Annotated in this window: 16 protein-coding genes and 1 tRNA gene; 9 read left to right on the top strand and 8 right to left on the bottom strand. The window is 46.7% G+C overall.

Going from position 1 to position 21188, the window contains the following annotated elements; genetic code table 11:
• Positions 1-15: 15 nt before the first annotated feature.
• The 5 genes from panC to PHG53_08850 all read right to left on the bottom strand — a co-directional run bounded on the left by panC (position 16) and on the right by PHG53_08850 (position 5827).
• Positions 16-870: a pantoate--beta-alanine ligase gene (panC, locus tag PHG53_08870; GenBank protein MDD5381729.1), complete on the bottom strand. Its 855-nt coding sequence runs from the start codon at positions 868-870 to the stop codon at positions 16-18.
• The gene (folK, locus tag PHG53_08865; GenBank protein ID MDD5381728.1) at positions 870-1949 is read right to left on the bottom strand and encodes a 2-amino-4-hydroxy-6-hydroxymethyldihydropteridine diphosphokinase; all 1080 of its coding nucleotides are present in this window, start codon (positions 1947-1949) and stop codon (positions 870-872) included. Before folK ends, panC begins: the two co-directional genes overlap by 1 nt.
• Positions 1950-1981: 32 nt before the next feature.
• Positions 1982-3211: an LL-diaminopimelate aminotransferase gene (locus tag PHG53_08860; protein MDD5381727.1), complete on the bottom strand. Its 1230-nt coding sequence runs from the start codon at positions 3209-3211 to the stop codon at positions 1982-1984.
• Positions 3212-3242: 31 nt separating this feature from the next.
• The gene (locus PHG53_08855; GenBank protein MDD5381726.1) at positions 3243-3662 is read right to left on the bottom strand and encodes a transcriptional repressor; all 420 of its coding nucleotides are present in this window, start codon (positions 3660-3662) and stop codon (positions 3243-3245) included.
• 530 nt (positions 3663-4192) lie between these two features.
• Positions 4193-5827: a TolC family protein gene (locus tag PHG53_08850; protein ID MDD5381725.1), complete on the bottom strand. Its 1635-nt coding sequence runs from the start codon at positions 5825-5827 to the stop codon at positions 4193-4195.
• A 324-nt stretch (positions 5828-6151) separates the two neighbouring features.
• Here PHG53_08850 and PHG53_08845 point away from each other — a divergent pair.
• The 4 genes from PHG53_08845 (at position 6152) to PHG53_08830 (ending at position 9042) form a co-directional block, all read left to right on the top strand.
• Positions 6152-6225 (top strand) — tRNA-Cys (locus PHG53_08845).
• Between the two features lie 599 nt (positions 6226-6824).
• On the top strand, positions 6825-7307 hold the full coding sequence (locus tag PHG53_08840; protein ID MDD5381724.1) for a hypothetical protein: 483 nt from the start codon (positions 6825-6827) through the stop codon (positions 7305-7307).
• A 718-nt stretch (positions 7308-8025) separates the two neighbouring features.
• Entirely contained in the window at positions 8026-8271 is a 246-nt protein-coding gene (locus PHG53_08835) for a hypothetical protein (GenBank protein MDD5381723.1), read from the top strand.
• 240 nt (positions 8272-8511) lie between these two features.
• The gene (locus tag PHG53_08830; protein MDD5381722.1) at positions 8512-9042 is read left to right on the top strand and encodes a macro domain-containing protein; all 531 of its coding nucleotides are present in this window, start codon (positions 8512-8514) and stop codon (positions 9040-9042) included.
• 197 nt (positions 9043-9239) lie between these two features.
• On the opposite strand, the gene PHG53_08825 is transcribed toward PHG53_08830, so the two are convergent.
• Positions 9240-9644, bottom strand: coding sequence for a response regulator (locus tag PHG53_08825; GenBank protein ID MDD5381721.1), 405 nt, complete (start codon positions 9642-9644; stop codon positions 9240-9242).
• Between the two features lie 188 nt (positions 9645-9832).
• Here PHG53_08825 and PHG53_08820 point away from each other — a divergent pair, with 188 nt between their 5' ends.
• On the top strand, positions 9833-10231 hold the full coding sequence (locus tag PHG53_08820) for an STAS domain-containing protein (GenBank protein MDD5381720.1): 399 nt from the start codon (positions 9833-9835) through the stop codon (positions 10229-10231).
• Between the two features lie 6 nt (positions 10232-10237).
• Here the strand turns inward: PHG53_08820 and PHG53_08815 are convergent, their stop codons facing one another.
• Positions 10238-11194 (bottom strand): hypothetical protein, encoded by a 957-nt coding sequence (locus PHG53_08815; protein MDD5381719.1) that lies wholly within the window; start codon positions 11192-11194, stop codon positions 10238-10240.
• A 785-nt stretch (positions 11195-11979) separates the two neighbouring features.
• Here PHG53_08815 and PHG53_08810 point away from each other — a divergent pair.
• The 4 genes from PHG53_08810 (at position 11980) to PHG53_08795 (ending at position 19135) form a co-directional block, all read left to right on the top strand.
• Entirely contained in the window at positions 11980-13080 is a 1101-nt protein-coding gene (locus tag PHG53_08810) for a PEP-CTERM sorting domain-containing protein (protein MDD5381718.1), read from the top strand.
• A gap of 461 nt (positions 13081-13541) precedes the next feature.
• Positions 13542-16124 (top strand): ATP-dependent chaperone ClpB, encoded by a 2583-nt coding sequence (clpB, locus tag PHG53_08805; GenBank protein MDD5381717.1) that lies wholly within the window; start codon positions 13542-13544, stop codon positions 16122-16124.
• A 100-nt stretch (positions 16125-16224) separates the two neighbouring features.
• Entirely contained in the window at positions 16225-17631 is a 1407-nt protein-coding gene (locus tag PHG53_08800) for an undecaprenyl-phosphate glucose phosphotransferase (GenBank protein MDD5381716.1), read from the top strand.
• 1 nt (position 17632) lies between these two features.
• On the top strand, positions 17633-19135 hold the full coding sequence (locus tag PHG53_08795) for a glycosyltransferase family 39 protein (protein MDD5381715.1): 1503 nt from the start codon (positions 17633-17635) through the stop codon (positions 19133-19135).
• Here PHG53_08795 and PHG53_08790 read toward each other — a convergent pair.
• Positions 19132-21183: a glycosyltransferase gene (locus tag PHG53_08790; protein ID MDD5381714.1), complete on the bottom strand. Its 2052-nt coding sequence runs from the start codon at positions 21181-21183 to the stop codon at positions 19132-19134. The two genes, PHG53_08795 and PHG53_08790, sit on opposite strands and share 4 nt — an antisense overlap.
• Positions 21184-21188 lie beyond the last annotated feature (5 nt).

Here is a 21188-nt window from a genome sequence, read left to right as displayed (position 1 = left end):
GGCTTACATTATATCTTATCGCCCGCTTACGTCCACCAGAATGTTGTCTATCAATCGAGTTTTGCCGATTTTAACCGCTGCCGCTATTAAGACCTTTCCAGTAACTTTCTCCAGCTCCTGCATGGTCTGTGCGTCAACGATGCTTACATATTCTATTTTTATTGACGGCACCTGCTTCAATACTTTTTTCATTTCGCCGACGATTGTTTTACTCTTCGTTGTACCAGCTTTAATCAAACTCCTGGATTTCTTCAACGCCTTGTAAATATACGTTGCATCCTTTTTCTGCTGACAGGTTAAGTATTGGTTTCTGCTGCTGACCGCAAGTCCGTCGGCCTGACGCACTGTAGGACAGACAACAATTTTCAAAGGCATATTCAAATCAGCAACCATTCGCTTAATAACGATTGCCTGCTGGGCGTCCTTTTGGCCGAAAAACGCCATATCCGGTACGACGATATTAAATAACTTGGTGCAAACAGTGGCAACGCCGCGAAAATGTCCCTGTCGGAATCGGCCGCAAAGCAGCTCGGCCAGCTTTTCCATATCCACCCACGTCAGGCTCTCACTTTGGTACATTTCCCGGGAACTCGGCGCAAAAACCACATCGACGCCGGCTTTTCTGCATATAGCCAAATCGCTCTTAATCGGCCTCGGATACTTCTTGAAATCCTCACTCGGCCCAAACTGTGTGGGATTGACAAAGATGCTGACAACTACGAAATCGGTTTGCTGCTTCGCTTTTTTAATCAGCGAAATATGGCCGATATGCAGTGCACCCATCGTAGGCACAAAGCCGATTTTTTTACCCTTGCTGCGGGCGGCTTTAACCAGGTTTCTAACCGAATTTATTGTTTTGGCGATTTTCATTATACTGCAATATAACTCTTTATCTGATTCGCGAGATGCCGGACATTGTCATCCTGCATATAATCGAATTCAGACTTCGACAAACGTATAACCGGACACTTTTTCCAGTCCGCGAAGAGTTCATCGTGGCCTCGGCTGAGAGAATCCAGAAACTGTGGCTGGATTTTCTGTTCGTATGGCCGATTACGTCTGTGAATGCGCTCCAGACAATCTTCCACAGAATCAGCTAAGTATATTACCAAAACGGGAGCCACAATATCAGAGATTACTTGCTTATGAATCGTATGATACAATGTAAGCTGCTCGGCATTTAGCAGGTGTTTTGCGTAAATCAGCTCCTTATCGAACACATAATCAGCAAACAGCATTTCGCCAGCTTTTAAGCTGTGGAGATTTAACTGAGCAGCCCTGCCGGTCAGGAAAAATAATTGACAGTCCAGCGCCAGTTCTTTTTTGCCGGCATACACATCCGGCAGATAAGGATTTTTATCGTAAGGTTCAAAAATACATTTAGAGGAAAATATCTTCGATAGATTTTTTGCCAGGGTGGTTTTCCCAACGCCGATAATGCCCGCTACGCTGACAAGCTGCGGCAGCTTGGGATTAAGCACAAAATCCGCATTATTGAGCCGATTTGATAGCTCCTTCATCGGCACTTTTAAAACAGGATGCAATAAGTCGGCATCGAGCTGACACAAACCCTTAAGCACAAATGAGCGCAAGTGCATCTGCGGATGCGGGATAATTAGGCCGGGGCTATTTATTATTCCATCGCCAAAAAGCAGAAGGTCTAAATCAATGGTCCTTGATGACCATTTTTCTTTTCTGCTCCTGCCAAGTAAGGTCTCGATGCCGAGCAGTACTTTGTGTAAATCTTCCGCGGTCAGAGCGGTTTTAATCTGGGCCACTGCGTTTAAGTATTTCGGCTGGTCGGCACCTCCGAGCGGAGCGGTTTCGATTATGTCGCTGACGCGGGTAACTTCGACATTCTCAGTTTCGGCCAGCATTTTAAGGGCCTTATGAATAGAGTTTTTTCTATCCCCTAAATTGCTGCCTAGTCCAATATATGCTGTTGTCATTAGTAAAACCATCTTGCGCAGGAATGACAATACTATATGCTATGTGCTATGCGATGCATAGCTTCCTTGACATCCTCCGGCCCGGCAAAGGCCGTAAGTCGAAAGTATCCTTCACCCGATGGCCCGAAGCCGGCTCCGGGCGTGCCGACGACGTTTGCATTTTGCAGTAGGCGGTCAAAGAAGTCCCATGAGCTTATGCCGTCCGGCGTCTTCATCCAGATATACGGTGCATTAACTCCGCCGTAAGCCTCGCAGCCGAGTTTTGTGAGTGATTCACGAATTACAGCGGCACTGGCCATATAGATATCAATAATTTCTCGGCACTGCTTTTTCCCCTCTGCCGTATAGACAGCGGCTGCGCCGGCCTGTGATATGTATGAGGCGCCGTTAAATTTAGTGCACTGCCGTCTGTGCCACAATGAATTGACTTCGACTGTCTTGCCGTCCTTTGTATAGGCCTTCAGTTGCTTCGGTACGACAGTAAAGGCGCATCTGACGCCGGTAAAACCGGCTGTCTTGGAGAAACTGCGAAACTCAATCGCCGTTTCTTTCGCCCCTTCGACCTCGTAAATTGAATGAGGAATCTCTGGGTCGGTTATAAAGGCCTCGTAAGCAGCGTCAAAAAGAATTACAGCCTTGCTTCTGCGGGCGAAATCGACCCACTTTTTCAGAATTTCCCTTGTTGCCACCGCTCCGGTAGGATTATTCGGAAAGCAAAGGTAAATAATATCTACTTTCTGCTCCGGTATATCCGGGACGAAACTATTTCCAGATGTGCAGGGCATATAGACAATTTTGCCATACTGGCCGTTTTTGTCGGCCTGGCCGGTCCTGCCGGCCATCACATTAGTGTCCACATATACCGGATATACGGGGTCGGTTACGGCAATGACATTATTCAGGCCGAATATTTCCTGGATATTGCTCGTATCGCATTTTGCGCCGTCGCTGACAAAAACTTCATTGCGGTCTAAATCAATACTGCGAGAGTTAAAATCGTTTTGAATTATCGCGTCGATTAGAAAATCATAGCCCTGTTCCGGGCCGTAGCCGCGGAAGGCAGCACCGGTGCCCAAATCGACAACGGCCTTTTTCATCGCTTCGACAACGGCCGGAGCCAGAGGTTGTGTAGCATCGCCAATGCCCAAACTGATTATCTTCGCATCAGGATTATTTGCCTTAAAAGTGCGAATGCGCCTGCTGATTTCAGGGAACAAATAGCCCGCCTGCAGTTTCAAAAAATTCTCATTAATCGCTGCCATATTTTTCGTCTTTCGTCACTCGCTGGTTGGATCACGTGCGGCGTTTTCTGCACGAATCGCAAACACCTTCGAGATATACCGTTTTTCTCAATACGGTGCATTTTTCACTGATGTTCTTCGGTACAGTGATATTATCAAACGGCTTATGATGAAAATCGATGATTTTTCTGCATTTTATACATTTGAAGTGCTGATGATTTTCGAGACAACCATCAAACCTTTTGACATCGCCCGACCCCTCAACGATAAAGGCCGCACCAATTTCAGCCAAAGTCAAAAGGGTCCTGTTAACCGTATCTAATGAAATATTAGGAAAAGCCTTCCTCAATTTGCGCCACAGCACTTCGGCTGATGGATGCTCTTTTGACTCAATCAGCGCCTTATAAACTGCTACTCGCTGCGGCGTTACCTTCAATCCTGCCTCACGGCACCTTATTCGAAAAGCATCCATTTTTCCCTTCCTAATCGCTGTTTAACTCGTCTCTGGTCGCTCGTCACTTGCTGCTCGAACGGCTCACGATTTCATTATATCGCTTCCTGTCGGCGTTGAGTAGAAAATTATTCAGCTTTATGGTTTGTTTGGGAGTGCGTTATGCGGAAAAGTATGCGCAAAAAAAGGGAGCCGCCCTCCTCCGACGGCTCCATCATCGGAAAGCAAAACCGGTCTTGTCCAACTTGACACCATACAACACCGATTTTGATAAGCAAAAGGTCGGGCCGCAGCTCCTCATTTTTTCGCTTTGGCGGTTAGGACACCTTGCCCGCATCAATTGCCTAAGTCCAGGCTACTAACATCCTAATTTTATATTACTACTATATAGTAGTTGTTCCTGTTAATCAATAAACTTTTTGATTTTTCTGAAAAATTCTTGCCGCCTAACTCTGCAATGCCGGACATAATTCAAAAAAACTTTTCAAGATGCGCTTTTGCAGTGGATTTATCTGTATAGGAATGGAGGTAGGAGCAGTTCTCACCCGGGCCTATTGTTGCGCCCACATTCCGTCAGGCCTGACCTGTAGAACACCAATATCCCGGAAAAAGCTTAATTTCGCAATCGCGTGGTCCACCAAAGCGGCTGTAAGATTGTTTTGAGCCTGTAGCAAAGCATCCTGTGCCTCCAGCAAATCACGGGTAGTTAGTCTCCCCGCTTCGAGTAACAATGAGGTGCTCTCAACCCGCTTCTGGGCTAAATCCAAGCTGTTTTTTTGAATGCGGTAGCTTTCCGCAGCCTGCTCGAGGTTGCGATATGCATTGCGCACATCCAGCTTAACCGTATCTGCATCGTTATCATATTGTCGCTGCTGCTGCTCCAGGGCTATCAGCGCCTCGCGGTATGCATTGCGTTCTGCTTTCCGGTCTAAAGGCAAGTCGGCTTCAAGACCCAATCCGTAAGTGCCGCGGTGGAATTGCAGCCTGCCGTAATCGGTCGGGGGGGTCGACCCCACGCTCATACTGCCGACCAGGTTTAATTCGGCGCCAAGACCGTTCTCTGTCACCACAACCTTACGCAGCGCATCATCAATCATATCCATACTGGTAGCTAAGTCCAGGCGCTGAAGCAATGCTGTTTCAATTGCCGCGTCCGCCGTATAATCGGGCTGGTTTACGCCGACCTCTCCTAATGCCTTTAACTCATTCTGGTCCAGTTCCACGTTGGCGTCGGTCGGCAAAGCCAACTCTATTTTGAAGACATCAAGCCCCTGTTGGTAACTTTGCTGGGCCCGCACATATCTATCCATCGCATCCAGTTCACTCTGTTTCGCTTGGTCAACTTCAAAGCGGTTCGTACGGCCGGCATCGGCCTCCATCTCCAAACGCTGTCTCGATTCAACACGCCTTTTGTAATTGTTTTCGGCGTTTGTTACCACATCTCTTTGCTGCAAAACACGATAATAGTCATTTACGATTGTAACCACAAACTGCTGGCGATAACGGCTGAAGTAGCGTACCTGATACAAAACGTTCCGTTCAGCCTGAGTCAGGTTTTCCTGGGCTATTCTTCGGCTGGCACCACGCAGCAGTGGCTGGGTTACAGTAGCGGTCATAACCGAACCAATTGAAGCCCGCGGGTCACCGGTAAGAAACCGCGCCCAATCCAATGCAATACTGGCGCTAACTATCGCTCCATCAGCTAATGCCTGATTAAAACCCGTCTCGGCATCGTAGCTCAGCTTTTCCTCGTTATCATCCCCCGCAGCGCTGGCGGCATCATGACCCTTCGTGTATCTGGGGTCAAAAGTGCCGAACCACTGCATTGCATACTGATGCCGTTCGAGAGTTAAATCGAGCGCCATCAGGTAAAGGTCTTCTTTTTGCTTTTGATAGTCACGATTATGGGCGGTAGCCATAGCAACCGCCTGCGCAAGATTTATTACGCCCGATGGCGGCACGGCTTTTTCAATCTGCACGTCATTTGGAGATGGCGGTACGTCGCTGATTGTATAATTTACCTTTTGGCCAAAGCTGTCCTGCCATTTTTTGTCGATAATCTTATATACTTCTTTATCGGCATCGGCCTTGTAGTACTTAGGACTGCATGCACCAGCCATACCTAAAATAATGGCGGCACACAGCCCGCAAAAGAACAGCATCGCCGGCCTAAAATTGCGGAACATAGAACCCTTCTCCAATGCAATCCCCACTTGTAAGACTCCCTTGTCTGTATTTATATCATTATACCATAAAAGGTTATAAGAAAAAAGCCAAAAACCGGCCAAGGCACCCGCCGAAAATAATCATTTCATATATCATAACGCCCTGATCCCACTAACATCCTTAAAGTCAATAACTTACGTACCAAAGAACGCACCGGCGCCATCGAATTTTCTGTTTATATAGACGTTTGTCAGGTTAAAAATGTTGCAAAAAAATCTCCTGATTCTCAGGGGTGTTTCTTGTAAAAAGAGCCGATTAGCAGTAAAATACGCAAGATTTTCAATGGCGGCGTACCCAAGCGGCCAAAGGGGACGGTTTGCAAAACCGTTATCCGTGGGTTCGAATCCCACCGCCGCCTTTTGATTAACTCAACTTGAAAGGTTATATTTAGTTCTACTTTTCCCTTGCTTTTTGGTCCGCAAGGTCTATAATCATAATCAGTTCCGCAAAGGGGGAGCAAGCCCGCAAAAGTAAGGGCGGGCACGAGAGAGAAGAAAGTATACACTTCTTGAGGTTTATCCTGACCAACCATACGGCGGTTTTCTGCACCTGCTGCTGTGCCAATTCCTGGGCTGGCCGCAGTTTTACTGCTGGGTTTTGGTGCAATGATTACGAGGAAAAAAGCGGGTTTTTCTTTAAAAAAATATTTTGACAATCCAATTCGGCCTTGTTAATTTGTACGGGTCGTGTTGAGTACTGGCCGGAATGCAGTTTTGAAATGATGTGGGAACCGGCTGAATGTAATAGGAAGTCAAAAGGAATCTGGCTCTTCGGAGGAGGATAAAATAAGGATGTAAAAATGGGGCGGCTGGGAGGAGTATCAGGTAATACTCCCTTGCCCCGTTTGTCAGGCAAAGGATTGTCGGGTTGCTTGTTGTTTGGTTGCATACGGGAAAACAAAACGGTTTTAGATGCTCGCCTGTGCCTGTCGATATAATTTAATTAGTGGGTGGTCTTATGATATTAAAAAAAAGAAAACCTTCCGGACGCGAAAAAGATGAAGAGGCCGTAAAGCTTCTCGAACAGCTAAGAGAAAAATTATACGTGGATGATATTTCGGCTGCTCGGCGGGCAGCTTTTAATTTGTCGTGGAAACAGGAAGACGGATTAGACATCCTAAAAGAAGCTTTGCTTAACGATTCTCCCAGAACGGCAAAAATCGCAGCAGTTTACGGCCTGAGGAATATGCAGGGCAGGATGAAGAAACCCGCCCTGGCCCTTTTAGAGCAGGGCATGAAACATCGCAGAACTGATATTAGAAATGCATGCAATCACGCCTTGTCGCTGATGAACAAAGAACCGCGGGGAAAATCTCATTCAGAAAGGCCGCCGAAGTCAGGAAGGCTTGAAATACGGGAGATTCGAGGCAGGAGACCGTCCAGGGGACGAGTTCACCACTCAAGGGGAATGCACGAACAAAACCGCGGAAATAGAAGATAATATTTCTTCTTGGTAATTAACAGCTAACATAAATTGTCACTTCATATTAACCTCGCAGCTCACTGGCGGCAAAACATATAGAGCTTGGAAAAATCAATAAAAAAAAGGAGACGGTTGACCCCCCCATGTATTCGACTTGGCTGGCCAGCACGTCTCCCAGAAGAAGAGGAGTATAAGGCTATTTGTAGCTGTTCAGAGACAATATCGCTTTTGCACACTCCCTTATTGGTTCTGCACAAAGTATAATATATCTCTGTAGAGGAGACAAACGGGAAAAGAAAAAAATTATCTCTTCGAGAAATGACACAGCCTTGAGGTCACGGCCCTGTTAACCTTAATACGACCAGGACACCTAAAAGACAGAGCACGAGTAAAGCAGCTCGCAATATCCGCATAAACTGTGTTCTGGGTTCCACAACCCGCCATATAAAGGCCCAAAGTACTGCAATTAGTCCCATCCGTAGGAGAAACAATAAGAATTGCCTAAACACAGACTTATTATAGACTATTTTAACGTAAAAGGTCAAGCCGAAATTGCCTATTTTAACAAGAAAGCTGTATTAATACTGAAAAAACAGGCTTTTTGCATACTTTGCCAGAAGGCCTCTTCTGTACCTAAGTATTTTAGGTATAAATACTAAAGTAATTTGAAAACATACGCCGAATAGAAAGGACAGGATGTCCAATAATTTCTTTGTTTTTATTAGGAGAATTAACAATGCAGTTTCTGGTAGAATTGAAAAAATGGCTTGGTGAGATTACTGAAATTTCTTTGTTGCTGATTGCCCTGGGGATAGCAGTTGAAATCCTTTTTGGCAGTGCTGTTAGTGCTGTTCCCTTTTTTGGAGGCGTTGTTGCCAATATCACCATGTTACTTAAAACCCTGGGCGATAACGGGCTTGTTGGCTTGATTGCTCTGGGCATCATTCTTTTCCTGTTCCACAGGAAAAAAGCCGTTGCCTAAAGTCATATTCGGTTGTCGTCCTCAGAAGGACCAATAGGCCAGAGAATGCTATGACCTTCTGAGGATGACGCCGGTCGAGTTCAAAAAACTGTAAAAGTTAAGGATGGTCCATTCACGGAGGAATGGGCTTTCTTTATATGCTCCTCTTCGAAGCTTCTGTCCTCAGATTCCATCTCAAATAGTTTTTGTGCTTGCTTTGAGGATTGCCCCAAGCTATTGTTTTTCAGAGCGGTCAATGCTATGAGAGTAAAGATTTCAAAAAGCGTCTTGGAACTTTTAGAAGGCGACATTACGGAAATACAAACCGAAGCAATCGTCAATGCCGCCAACGCCCGGCTGATTCTGGGCAGCGGTGTAGCAGGGGCAATCAAAAGAAAAGGCGGCCCAAAAATCCAGCAAGAATGCAGCGAAATAGGTGGAACGTTTGTTGGCGGGGCTGTCAAAACCACCGGCGGCAGCTTAAAAGCTAAATTCGTCATTCACGCCGTCGGACCTCAAATGGGCGAAGGTAACGAAGACGAAAAGCTAAAAAACGCAACGTTAAACTCACTGACATTGGCTGATGAAAATAACATAAAAAGCATCTCGTTCCCGGCAATCAGCACTGGAATTTTCGGCTTTCCTGTCGATAGATGCGCAAAAATAATGCTGCGAACAACTATTGATTATCTCAACGGCCAGACGGGGCTGGAAAAAGTTATCTTTTGCCTTTTCGGGCGGGACAGCTATGAAGTCTTCGCAAACCAGCTAAGGCAGGAAACTTCAAAATGAGGGCGATGCTCTTAAACAAAATATCGCCAATTGAAAGCAGGCCTTTAGAAGCAGCCGATTTGCCGCCCCCTGCGCCGAGAGATAATCAAATACAAATTCCCGAATAGCACCGCCGCCGTTTTGAGGGTATGCGAATAAGAACTTTTACGTTGCCCAAAGGCCTTGGGGTGAAGAGTTTTTCAAGGGGAGAGTTTTTTTTATTCCACCGCCCAGTATAGTTTAATCAGCTTGAATTCATCAAGCTTCTTGGCATCAACGGGTTTGAATATATAGCCAGCAACACCAAAATTAAAGGTTTCAATAATATTTTTTTCTTCACTGGATGCAGCCAGCATTACAACGGGGATTTCTTTCAGCGTGTCATCTGCTCTTATGATTTGCAGAAATTCGATGCCATTCATCTCCGGCATATTCAAATCGAGGAAAATAACGCAGGGCTTTGTATTGCCGGGAGTTCTTAAGTATTCCAATGCCCTTTTGCCATCGGTTGTATGAACCAGCCCGTTTTGAACTTTCAGCTCTTTTATCGCTCTTTCAAACGTCATAGCATCAATGGTGTCATCCTCAACAAGTAGTACAGGCCTTAATTTTACGCTTAACACTTATGTCTCCCTTTGTTGTAAAAGTTACCCCCTAAATTATGTGTCTTCTTAGCTCGCCTACCTTGGGATATTATCGGCATATTAAAAGGGTACCTTCAAAAAAACCCGCTTTCCCAAGGGGTTAAATTTGCCGTTTTTTTTTGCTCAACTCCCCTGTTAACTATTCCGATAATACTATGTCTTAAACCATACGTGAGTTAGTCCGCCGCAAGCGGGTAAAGGAGCAGTTAAAAATGACGATTCAAAATTTCTCAAAAAATGTTATTTTCGTTGATTTGCCGTCCCATGAACCGCAAATAGGAAACGAGCTCAAAAGCCTTAACGTAAGCGTCAGCAACAAAAGCGACTGTGATGTGGTGATTGATTTCTTCAGGGTCGAAATAATAAATTCTTCAAGCATCGGCAATCTGATGATACTGAACAAGCTGCTGCAGGAACACGGACGTCAGCTTATCCTCTGCAATGTTTCCGTTATGACCAAATACATCTTTACGGTCGCCGGCCTCGATAAGGTCTTCGATTTCGTTGACGACCGCTTCTCTGCCATGGCGGCTATGGAAGGTGTCGAAGAGGTAAAAGTAAAATAACAGCAGTCATCGACAGCGAATGAGCTGGCTGCTGTCAAACGTAACGTGGGGAATCTTCTTCAGGTCTTCGATAAAACGCAAGCCATCCTTCCAGTAACCCGCGGTCGGCTTCAACTCCGGGACAAGGCCGGTGAAGAAGCTATTCATATTATCAATCAGAAGCTCCCTGATATATTTGCTGACCATCGACGCCAAGGCCGTCGGGAGAAACCTGTTGTCTGCCCCGACTACAAAATGCAGGCGCATCTGTTTGTCTTTAGCTTTTAATTCATAGCTGCTGGTGGTCTGGTCCTCTTTGATAATCGCCAATTCCATATCCGGAAACATCCGCTGGAGGTTTCTTTGATACCGCGTCCGCCCCCCCTGCCTGTCGATTATGACCTGCACGTAATCGGTTTCAGAATTGTCGAAAACGTTCTTTATGAGCTGTGAAACCGCGGTAAAAAGAACGCTGGCTTTGTTCTTCACATTGCCGACCATTTTGTTGTAATACGCGACGTCGAGACAACTGCTTTCGATCCCCAGCAATTCGATGCCGTTCGAGGCCAAGTCATCTTTCAATACCGACGTGGCAATCGCCAAATCACCTGTATCGGCCGATAGACGATAATCAGCTATATCTCTATGCCAGGGGTAATCTCCCAATCGCCCGACGCAGTCCGGCGATAACAGAGTTAATAATTCTGTTAGGGTGGCCGGCTTTTTACCAAGGTAATCAAGGCAGGTTAAGATAGTCCTTTGGAGATGTCCGATTCCCTTTTGTTTGCTGTATGCTTTTTTGCTGTCGGTGACGAGCAGGCGGCCCGCGAGATGTTTGCGTGTGCTGCCGACGCTTTTTCTTAAAATCTGCCAGAGGTCTGCGGTGAGGAGATTGTCTGGAATAGAAAATGCGCTCGATGATACGACCAAAGGCCCAAGTATCGGCCCGAATCCAGCTTCATCAATCCCTGCCAAAATTACCATCCGTGTAATCCTTGTACTTTCCTTTAATCCGAACAAAAGCTTACCAAACAAGCTACATAACAGGCAATATAAATCCGCCTTCGCCGAGGCTATGGCGGGTAAAATTGGCTTTGTTTGGGTTCGTTTTGAGTAGTTCATAGTTCGGAGTTCGTGGTTGTTAGTAATTGTAAAATAAGGATTTAAGCTCATTTTAGACGTTTTGGAAATTGGGTTCGTTTCGCATAATTTAGTTCATTTTGATTGAAATTCTCGCTACTGGACAGACCAGTAGCGGACACCAGACGCCAGACTACAGACGACAGTGGACAAAAAAGAAAAAAACAAAATACAGTAGTCCGAAGACAGTATTTAGAATAAAGAAAACATAAACACTAAGCTCCAAATACTAAACCACGTAAAGGACAGAATACGTCCTTTCTATAATTGGAGGAACTTGCGCGAATTTGTCGAAAAATTGGGAATTTTTAGAGACGTGGTTTTGGCTAAGTCGTTGGAGCTAAAGGGGTAAAAAAAATTTTGAAATTAGCCGTTTTTGGTATGCAGGTAGCTGCGCTTTTGATTGAAGGTTACCAAAACCCTTTTCACTCAAACACTCAGGTTTTATCTTGACAGTCATACCCCAAAAGGTATAATCAAATTGTCTTTTACCGCAGGGTAAAAGGTATAAAGGAGAAAAGGGAAGTGCGAGGAGAGGTTAATCCAGTTGAATCTACACATAACTTTAGCGGAGTATTTCTGCGCAATCGGTGCGCTACAATATTAACACTTTTTGAGAGGAGAAGAAGATGAAAACAAAACATCAACAAATCGGTATGGCGCTGCTGACCATCATAGTTATTGCAGCCTGTACAACAAATCAAGCCTGGGGGATAAGCTACAAAGCAATTGAGTTGCACCCCAGCGGATTTGATAGCTCTGGTGCTTTCGGAATCAGCGGCACTCAGCAGGTCGGCTGGGGTCATCCTGTAGGAGAAAATTACCACGCACTGCTTTGGAACGGCAGTGCGGAAAGCTGTATCGATTTACACCCAAGCGGATTCACTGAGTCTTATGCTCGCGGGACCAACGGCACTCAGCAGGTCGGCTATGCGGCTGTAGGGTACGGCAACCACGCCTTGCTCTGGAGCGGCAGCGCGGAAAGCTGTATCGATTTACACCCCAGCGTATTTGATTACTCTCGTGCTTTCGGAACCAACGGTACTCAGCAGGTCGGCGAAGGTTATATTGTGGCCACAAGCAGTTTCCACGCCTTGCTCTGGAACGGAAGCGCGGAAAGCTATACCGAGTTGCACCCCAGCGGATTTGATAGCTCTGGTGCTTCCGGAATCAGCGGCACTCAGCAGGTCGGCTGGGGTCATGGTTCGGCCACTGGGTACAACACGCACGCCTTGCTCTGGAACGGAAGCGCGGAAAGCTATATCGATTTGAATCCCAGCGGGTTCACTCACTCTTATGCTCGCGGGATCAACGGCACTCAGCAGGTCGGCGAAGCGGCTGCTGCAGGGTACGGCAGCCACGCCTTGCTCTGGAACGGCAGTGCGGAAAGCTGTATCGATTTACACCCAAGCGGATTCACTGAGTCTTATGCTCGCGGGACCAACGGCACTCAGCAGGTCGGCTATGGTTATGGTTCGGTCACAGGGTACAACATGCACGCCTTGCTCTGGAACGGAAGCGCGGAAAGCTATATCGACCTGAATCAATTCTTGCCAACAGGGTTTAGTATTGCTGCAGCTGAAGGTATCGATAGTTACGGGAACATCGTTGGCTTTGCACAACAAGGTGATTCAGACCTTCGTGCTATCCTTTGGAAACCAATCCCGGAACCAGCGACGATTTTTCTTCTTGGCCTCGGTGCGGTGATTGTAAGGAGACGTAAAAAATAAGCAATCCTCATGTGGGTAACCCCGGATGAAAGAATCCCCCAACCGCAAAAGACGGGTTGGGGGGCTAAACATTTTTGAGATTGCCGCGCTGCGCTCGCAATGACGACCCCCTGCCGCTCGCGGCAGGGCTAACCGAACCCCGTCATGCAAGATGACGGGGCTAACCAAGTATGCACTCACCCCCCTGCCAAAGTGGCAATAACAAAAAGACAGAACACAGAATACGGAACGCAGAAGACAGAAGAGAAAAGATGTAACTATTTGAAATATAAGGGATTAGGCGAGAAATTGGCTTTAAGAGCCGGGGCTGGCATAGGGTTTGCACTTAAGGTATATTAGAGCGTAAGAGATAACTCAATACTCTGTCGAAAAAGAAAATCGGCGGAGTGTTTTGCTTTCGCCGATAACCCCGCCAAGGTGTTGGCGGGGCTAACCTCACAATGAAAGTAAGGAAATAGAAGATGAAATTTGACAAATTCACCTTAAAGGCGCAGGAGGCGCTGGCAACGGCCCAGCAGGTTGCGATGGCCAAGTCAAATACCATCCTGTCGCCGCTACACTTACTTAGCGCAATCTTAGAAGACGATACCGGCGTTGCGGTTATGGTCTTAAAGAAAATGGGCGCTAATATATCGCGTCTAAAGGATATGACGGAAAGCGAACTTGGACGACTGCCGAAAGGCCAAAGCAGCGGCGGGATGATGCCGGACCCAGCTTTTAATCAGATAGTATTAGACGCTCAAAACCGGGCTGACAAAATGGGGGATGAATATTTGAGCGTGGAGCACCTGCTTCTTTCACTTGCTTCGGTGCAGAGCGACGCGAGGGAGATTTTACGGCTTAATTCGATTGAGCCAAAGCAGATTGAAGAGGCGCTGAAAGAAGTCCGCGGGGGCGAAAAGATAACCGACCCGAATCCGGAAGAGAAATACAAGGCACTGGAGCGATACGGGATAGACCTTTTGGAAATGGCGCAAAAGGGAAAGTTAGACCCTGTCATCGGCAGGGACGAAGAAATCCGGCGATGTATGCAGGTGCTGAACCGGCGGACGAAAAATAACCCTGTGCTAATCGGCGAGCCGGGCGTAGGCAAGACGGCGATTGTCGAGGGCCTTGCACAGCGGATAGTAGCCGGGGATGTGCCGACGGGTCTCAAAAATAAGAGGATTATTGCCCTCGATATGGGGGCATTGATAGCGGGGACTAAATTCAGGGGTGAATTCGAGGACAGGCTAAAAGCAGTGCTGAAAGAGGTAGTCGGGGCCAAGGGCGAAATAATACTTTTCATAGACGAGCTGCATACCGTAGTCGGGGCGGGCAAGGCAGAGGGCGCGGTCGATGCGGGCAATCTGCTGAAGCCAACGCTGGCCAGAGGGGAATTGCGTTGTATCGGCGCGACGACGATTGACGAATACCGAAAATACATAGAGAAAGATGCTGCGCTCGAGAGGCGTTTCCAGCCGATTATGGTAGACCCGCCGAGCGTTGAGGAAACGATAGCGATTCTGCGAGGGCTAAAGGACCGCTACGATACCCATCATGGGGTCAGGATTACGGATTCTGCGCTTGTGGCGGCGGCGACGCTATCGAACCGGTATATTTCCGACCGGTGGCTGCCGGACAAGGCGATAGATTTGATTGACGAGGCGGCGTCGAAGCTACGGATTGAGAACGATTCGCTGCCTGCCGAGCTGGATGATATTCGCAGGAAGATAATTCAGCTTCAGATTGAACGCGAGGCATTAAAGAAAGAAAGCGACACAGCGAGCAAAGAGCGATTGAAGAACGCCGAGAAGCAGTTATCCAAGCTGCAGAAAGAAGACAAAGAACTAACGACAGAGTGGGAAGGCGAAAAAGGCGAAATCGACCAGATAAAACAATTGAAGCAGAAAATCGAGGACGCCCACAACCAGTTCGAAAACGCCCAGCGCAACGGCGAACTGGAGACCGCAGCGCGTCTGAAATACGGCACGATAGCGGAATTGAAAAAACAATTAGAGGGAAAAGAGGGCCAGCTCGCCAAATCCGACAAAGGCATAATCCGGAACGAGGTAACCGAAGAGCACGTAGCCCAGATAGTTTCCAAATGGACGGGCGTACCTATCGCGAGGTTATTGAGCGGCGAGCGCGAGCGATTAATGAAGATGGAGGACGCTATCGGTGAAAGAGTAGTCGGCCAGAAAGAGGCGATTGAGGCACTTAGCAACGCGGTGCGGCGGAACCGTGCGGGACTGGGCGACCCGAACCGGCCGATAGGGTCATTCCTGTTTTTAGGGCCGACGGGAGTAGGCAAGACTGAATTATCCAAGGCGCTGGCAGATTTTCTGTTTAACGACCCGAACGCAATGATTCGGATTGATATGAGCGAGTTTATGGAGCAGCATTCGGTCGCCCGGCTTATCGGCTCGCCGCCGGGGTATGTCGGTTACGAAGAAGGCGGCAGATTAACGGAAGCCGTGCGCCGGAAGCCATACTCGGTGGTTTTACTGGATGAAGTCGAAAAGGCGCACCCGGACGTTTTTAACGTGCTTCTGCAGGTTTTCGACGATGGCCGATTAACCGACGGCAAGGGCCGAACGGTAGATTTCAAAAATACCGTCATTATTATGACCAGCAATATCGCCAGCCAGCAAATTCAGGAACTGACGGAGGAGTCGGGGGCGGACTGGGAAATAGAGGCGCACGTAAAGGACGCCCTGAAGAAGGTCTTCAAGCCGGAGTTTTTGAACCGCATCGACGAGGTAATTGTTTTTCATATGCTCACAAAGGAGGATTTAAGAAAAATTGTCGATATCCAGCTCGGATACCTTCGGGAGCGTATGAACACACGGAAGATTGGGCTGGAATTTACGGACAACGCACGTCAGCAGATTATGGACGAAGGTTATGACCCAGTATTCGGGGCAAGGCCTTTGAAGCGAACGATTCAGCAGCGATTAGAAAACCCGCTTGCAGCAGAGCTTCTGGCCGGTAAATTTGTCGATGGCGATACAATAAAAATTGACGCTGACACCCATAAATTCACATTCAAAAAGAAGAAATAAGACATATCTTTTCGGGATTTATCTTGCAGTTTTCGACGTTAAAAGGCAAAATAACGTTGACTGTAGGATATAAAAACCAAGATAAGTTTAAAGGGGCGATATGTTAAAAAGATATGCGGCATTTTTTTCACTGCTTCGCTCAATTATCGATATTATAATTATCGCCGTCGTCTGGATTTCGGTCTATTTCGTTCGATTCCATTCAGGGATATTCGCGACTACAAAAGGAATACCAAGTTTGTGGGGGCATCTGACTCTGGCACTGCCGGTGGTTTGTATCTGCTATGCAGGGTGTTTGTGGTCGGGGCTTTACAAATCCAAGCGCGTCCAGGGCATGCTCAGGCAGCTTGTGGATATTTTGAAGGCGAGCCTGCTGAGCGGTCTACTGGTGCTGGCATTTCTCTACTACCTCCAAAATGTGCCTTATTCAAGGAAACTGCTGGCATTGTTCATGGCAATGCTGTTTGGGGGGCTGTGCATCTCACATTTACTGGCGATAGAGAGCTTACGGTTTCTGCGAAGAAAAGGATATAACCTGCGATATTATGCCGTGGTTGGAGCAGGGAAAAAGGGACAACTGCTGGTCCGTGACATTAAGCAAATGGGATGGCTTGGGTTAAGATGCAAGTTTTTCGTGGACAATAATCCAAATCGAATCGGCAGGACATTGTCTGGGGTGTCTGTATACGGCCCAATTGAGAAATTAGAGGAATTGGTCAAAGAGAAGAGGATAGACGAGGTTTATCTTACTCTCAGCGGCAATAAAGCACAGGAGACATATCCGATTCTTGAGTCTCTCCAAAGTGCCGGTGTGACCATACGAATCGTTCCTGACTGGGGCAACCTTATGTCTATAAGCGATGCGGAGGCGGTGCCGATAGGGTCACAACTTTTGTTTTCGTCGGCGGATTCGCCATTGAGCGGGTATAACATCGTGCTGAAAGAAATTTTCGACCGCATAATGGGGTTTGTATTTCTTGTTATATTTTCGATTCCCATGGTAATAATCGGCGTGCTGATTAAGTTAACCAGCAAGGGGCCGGTTTTCTACAAACAGATAAGGGTTGGTATGGACCAGAAGGAATTTGAAATGCTGAAGTTTCGCACGATGAGAGTCGACGCGGAGGAAAAGGACGGCCCGCAATGGGCCAAGCCGAACGACCCGAGACGGACGGCAATCGGGGCTTGGCTTCGTCGCGGAAGTCTGGACGAACTGCCTCAGCTTATAAATGTAATAAAAGGGGAAATGAGTCTTGTTGGTCCGCGGCCGGAGCGGCCACACTTCGTAAAGCAATTCTCCGAAGAATACAAAAAGTATATGCTCCGGCATAAACTGAAAGCCGGTATGACTGGATGGGCGCAGGTCAACGGCTTCCGCGGTGATACTTCCCTGAAAAAAAGATTGCAATATGATTTATACTATATTAAGAATTGGTCGTTTTGGCTTGACCTTAAAGTACTGTTGTTAACTCCCTGGCGTATTATAAAAAGCAGAAATGCGTATTAAAATGATGGATGAACAATCCAGCAGAAGGAAAACTGTTATTCATATCTCAATTCTGCTGGCGGCAGCGTTTTGTGTTGGCGTATATCTTGTCGGCACGACTGTTCTTATTGCAAAAGACGGGATAACCTTCATAGAATACGCCAGAGGGCTTGAGACTTCCCCCATCAAAGCGATGAAGAGCGAATTTCAGCACCCTGGATATCCCTTCCTAATTGCTGTTGCGCATAAAATAGCAAAAATAGGACAAGATGGTTCATCACTGCGGAGCTGGATTTATTCTGCTCAAGCTGTGACGCTTGTTTTCAGATTGCTCGCAGTGGTATTACTTTACTTTGTGGGCAAAAAGATTGTGGGGGAGAGATTCAGCTTCTGGGCCATCTTAATTCTTATCCTGCTTCCTGATGCTGCAGAATATGGAAGCGATGCCCTTAGTGATTGGCCGTATATTTTCTTTTTGTCAGCCGGCTTTTTGCTGTTGATACATGGAGCGGTAAGTGGGAAATGGTGGCTGTTTGGTTTTTCAGGACTGGCGGCTGGAATGGGGTATCTAATTCGGCCCGAGTGCGCTCAAATAGTTGTGCTCGGCACCTTGTGGCTGGGACTGCAGGTGTTTTATTCCCAGCGGATTATAAGCAAACATAAGGCGGTATTTGCCTTCGTTTTGCTTCTGGCCGGTTTTTTGGTTACAGCAGGCCCATATATGAAACTTAAGGGAGCGGTATTTCCTAAAAAACAGTTAGTCCATTTCATGCCAGAGAGACAAACTTTTGAAATTTACGAACAGACAACCCGAATCTGCCCAAATAGTATATATACTGCCGGTTTTGCGCCGTCAGATATTGCAGAGGCGTGGGGCAAGCTGGTTCAGAGAGTCAGCGAGACGCTGATGTGGTTTTTTGTGCCAGCTTTACTGATAGGATCTTATAGGGGTTTGAGAAAGGGAGACTGGCGTGAGCCGGAGAAGTTTTTTGTAATTGTCCTTATTGCTCTTAACGTGCTTATAATGACGCTGTTGTATTACAAGTTCGGCTACATGAGCAGAAGACATACTTTGCCGCTGGTGGTGTTTACAATTTTTTATGTTCCCATCGGGATAGAGATGTTAGCATCATGGCTTAGCGAGAAATTCTCCAACAATGCTAATACAGACTTCTGGTTCTTGGCTTTGATATTAATCGGAATTGCTATATGCAGTCCAAAATTACTGAGACCCATACGTGCAGAAAAACAGAGCTATCGGGACGCTGCCCGATGGCTTGCAAAAAATACCGACGAGGGAGATATTATAGCAGCTCCTGATATTCGCATTGGTTTTTATTCCGGCCGCCGAAGCATCGAGTATGATGATCGGGGTATCCCTAAAGAAGCCCAATATGTGGTAAAAGCATTTAAGGATGAGCAGGATACGCCGGGCGGCGAAGAGATGCTACAGGCAAAAGAGGTTTTTACTATCGAGGGCAAAAACAAGAAATCTAAGCTTGTTATTTATAGGCAAAAGTATTAGCGGTTTTCAGCTATGGCAGTTTGAATATAATTTTGCATTGCTTGCTGGTAGAGGGGGCGGTCAAATCTAAGCACATTATCACGACATTTCCGAGGGTCAAACTGGTCTCTTGTTTTTTCAAACAGTAAAATGCTTTCCCGGAGCGCCTGTGGAGTTTGCTCGTAGAAAAATATTCCCGTCGCATCCGTTGTTTTTACACCCTGAGACGGATTCGGTCCTATTACTGTTTCCAGAGCACCACCTCTGCCAAAAGCAATGACCTGCTTGCCGCAGGCTTGTGCTTCGAGCGGGACGATGCCGAAATCTTCTTCGCCGGGGAATATCAGCGCCCTGCATTTTTTTAAGTATTCGACAACCTGGTTGTCGCCGGCGTTATCGACGAAAGAGATATTGGCCGAAGCCATACTCTTCAGCCGAGGCAGCTCTGGGCCATTTCCCACAATCACAAGTTTTTGGCCAGTAGCAGAAAAGGCCTGAACCGCAATATCGATTCTTTTATAAGGCACCAATGCTGAAAGAACAAGATAGTAACCATCATCGTCTTCGGAAACGGCAAATCGACTACACTCAACCGGAGGATAAATAATAACCGAATCCCTGCCGTAGGCCTCTTTTATCCGATTTTGAGTATTTTTGCTGTTAGCTATGAAGTGTGTCACTCTGGATGAAGCTTTTGCATCCCAGTTTTTAAGGCGGTTTAGCATATACTCTATCGGCAATCTTTCCCACCTGGGTACTGTGTCCATATAAGCATCCCGCATATGCCATGCATATCGCATCGGCGTATGGCAATAACATATATGCAAAAGGCCCTTTGGAACTTTGATGCCTTTTGCGACACAATGGCTGAAACTTAAGACATATTCATACCCGCTCAAATCGAATCTTTGTATAGCATGAGGGAAAAACGGCAAATAAATCCTGAAGTTTTTTACACTGCCCGGCAGGTGCTGGACATAAGAGGTTCGTATTTTGTGCGATTCTATTGCTTTCGACACAAACCCGGGAAAGTGTACCAACGTGAAGATGTCGGAATCCGGGTAAATTTCACATATAGCATCCAGGCATCGTTCGCCGCCACGCATAGCTGTCAGCCAGTCACAGACAAGGGCTATCTTAGATTGCTCCTTATGCTTTGTTGAAGGCGGTGACGATGTAATAACCTGTTTAGTCTTTGCAATCAACGGCCTTACGCGTACATAATCCGTTCCCAGCTTATATCCCAAATATTTTGTAATAAGTCTAAGTGCAGATACGGGGAGTAAATCAAACCTTCTCTTCTTAAATAAAAATTTGATCTCTGATTTTGCGTACCTGATCCCTTCGCCTTCAGCTTTTCCGAATTCCTCCAGGAGCCAATTTTCCGTTCTATGGAACATTCCCATGTCGAAATACCGTTTGAGATCCTGCCAAATGGTGTAATTATGAGAATGCCGGACTATTGCTTCTGCAACATAAGCGATTTTATAGCCTTTTAGAAGTATCTTCGCACCGGCGCAGGCATCTTCTCCGAAGGGCAAACCGCTTTTGAAATACCCAATTTCCTCCAATACAGATTTCCTATAGGCTGCGAAGGAATTGGAGAGAAAAGCTGTTTTGATGCCATAGTTTTTCCTGTCCTCCAGGATTCTTGTATAAGATGTATTCGGATAATTAAATGCCCTCAACTGTTCCGCAAAGAGGGACGCTCCGAAATACGGTACTTGTCTTCCAAAAGCGGCTCCGATTTTTTTGTCATCAGCAAAAGGCTTAATGATGTTTTCGAGGGCATATTCATCATAAGGCAAGGCATCCTGGGTCAAATAAATCAAGATATCACCCTTTGCCTTTTTAGCGGCCAGGGTCCTTGTTCCGCCATGGTCGAACTGCGATTGTGGAATGGTCATAACGTCAGCCCGGTGATCCCGGGCAATATCAACAGTATCGTCGTTTGAGGACGAATCTACTATCATCAACTCATAATCCCTGAATGTTTGTGACTCAAGTTTTACGAGCAGAGAAGGCAGATGTTTTGACGCGTTATAGGTGGGAACGATTATGGTGACCATTTTTA

The sequence above is a fragment of the Phycisphaerae bacterium genome, assembly GCA_028714855.1.
In the GTDB taxonomy this organism is placed as follows: Bacteria; Planctomycetota; Phycisphaerae; order Sedimentisphaerales; family Anaerobacaceae; genus CAIYOL01.
This window is presented reverse-complemented; position numbering and strand designations above follow the sequence as displayed.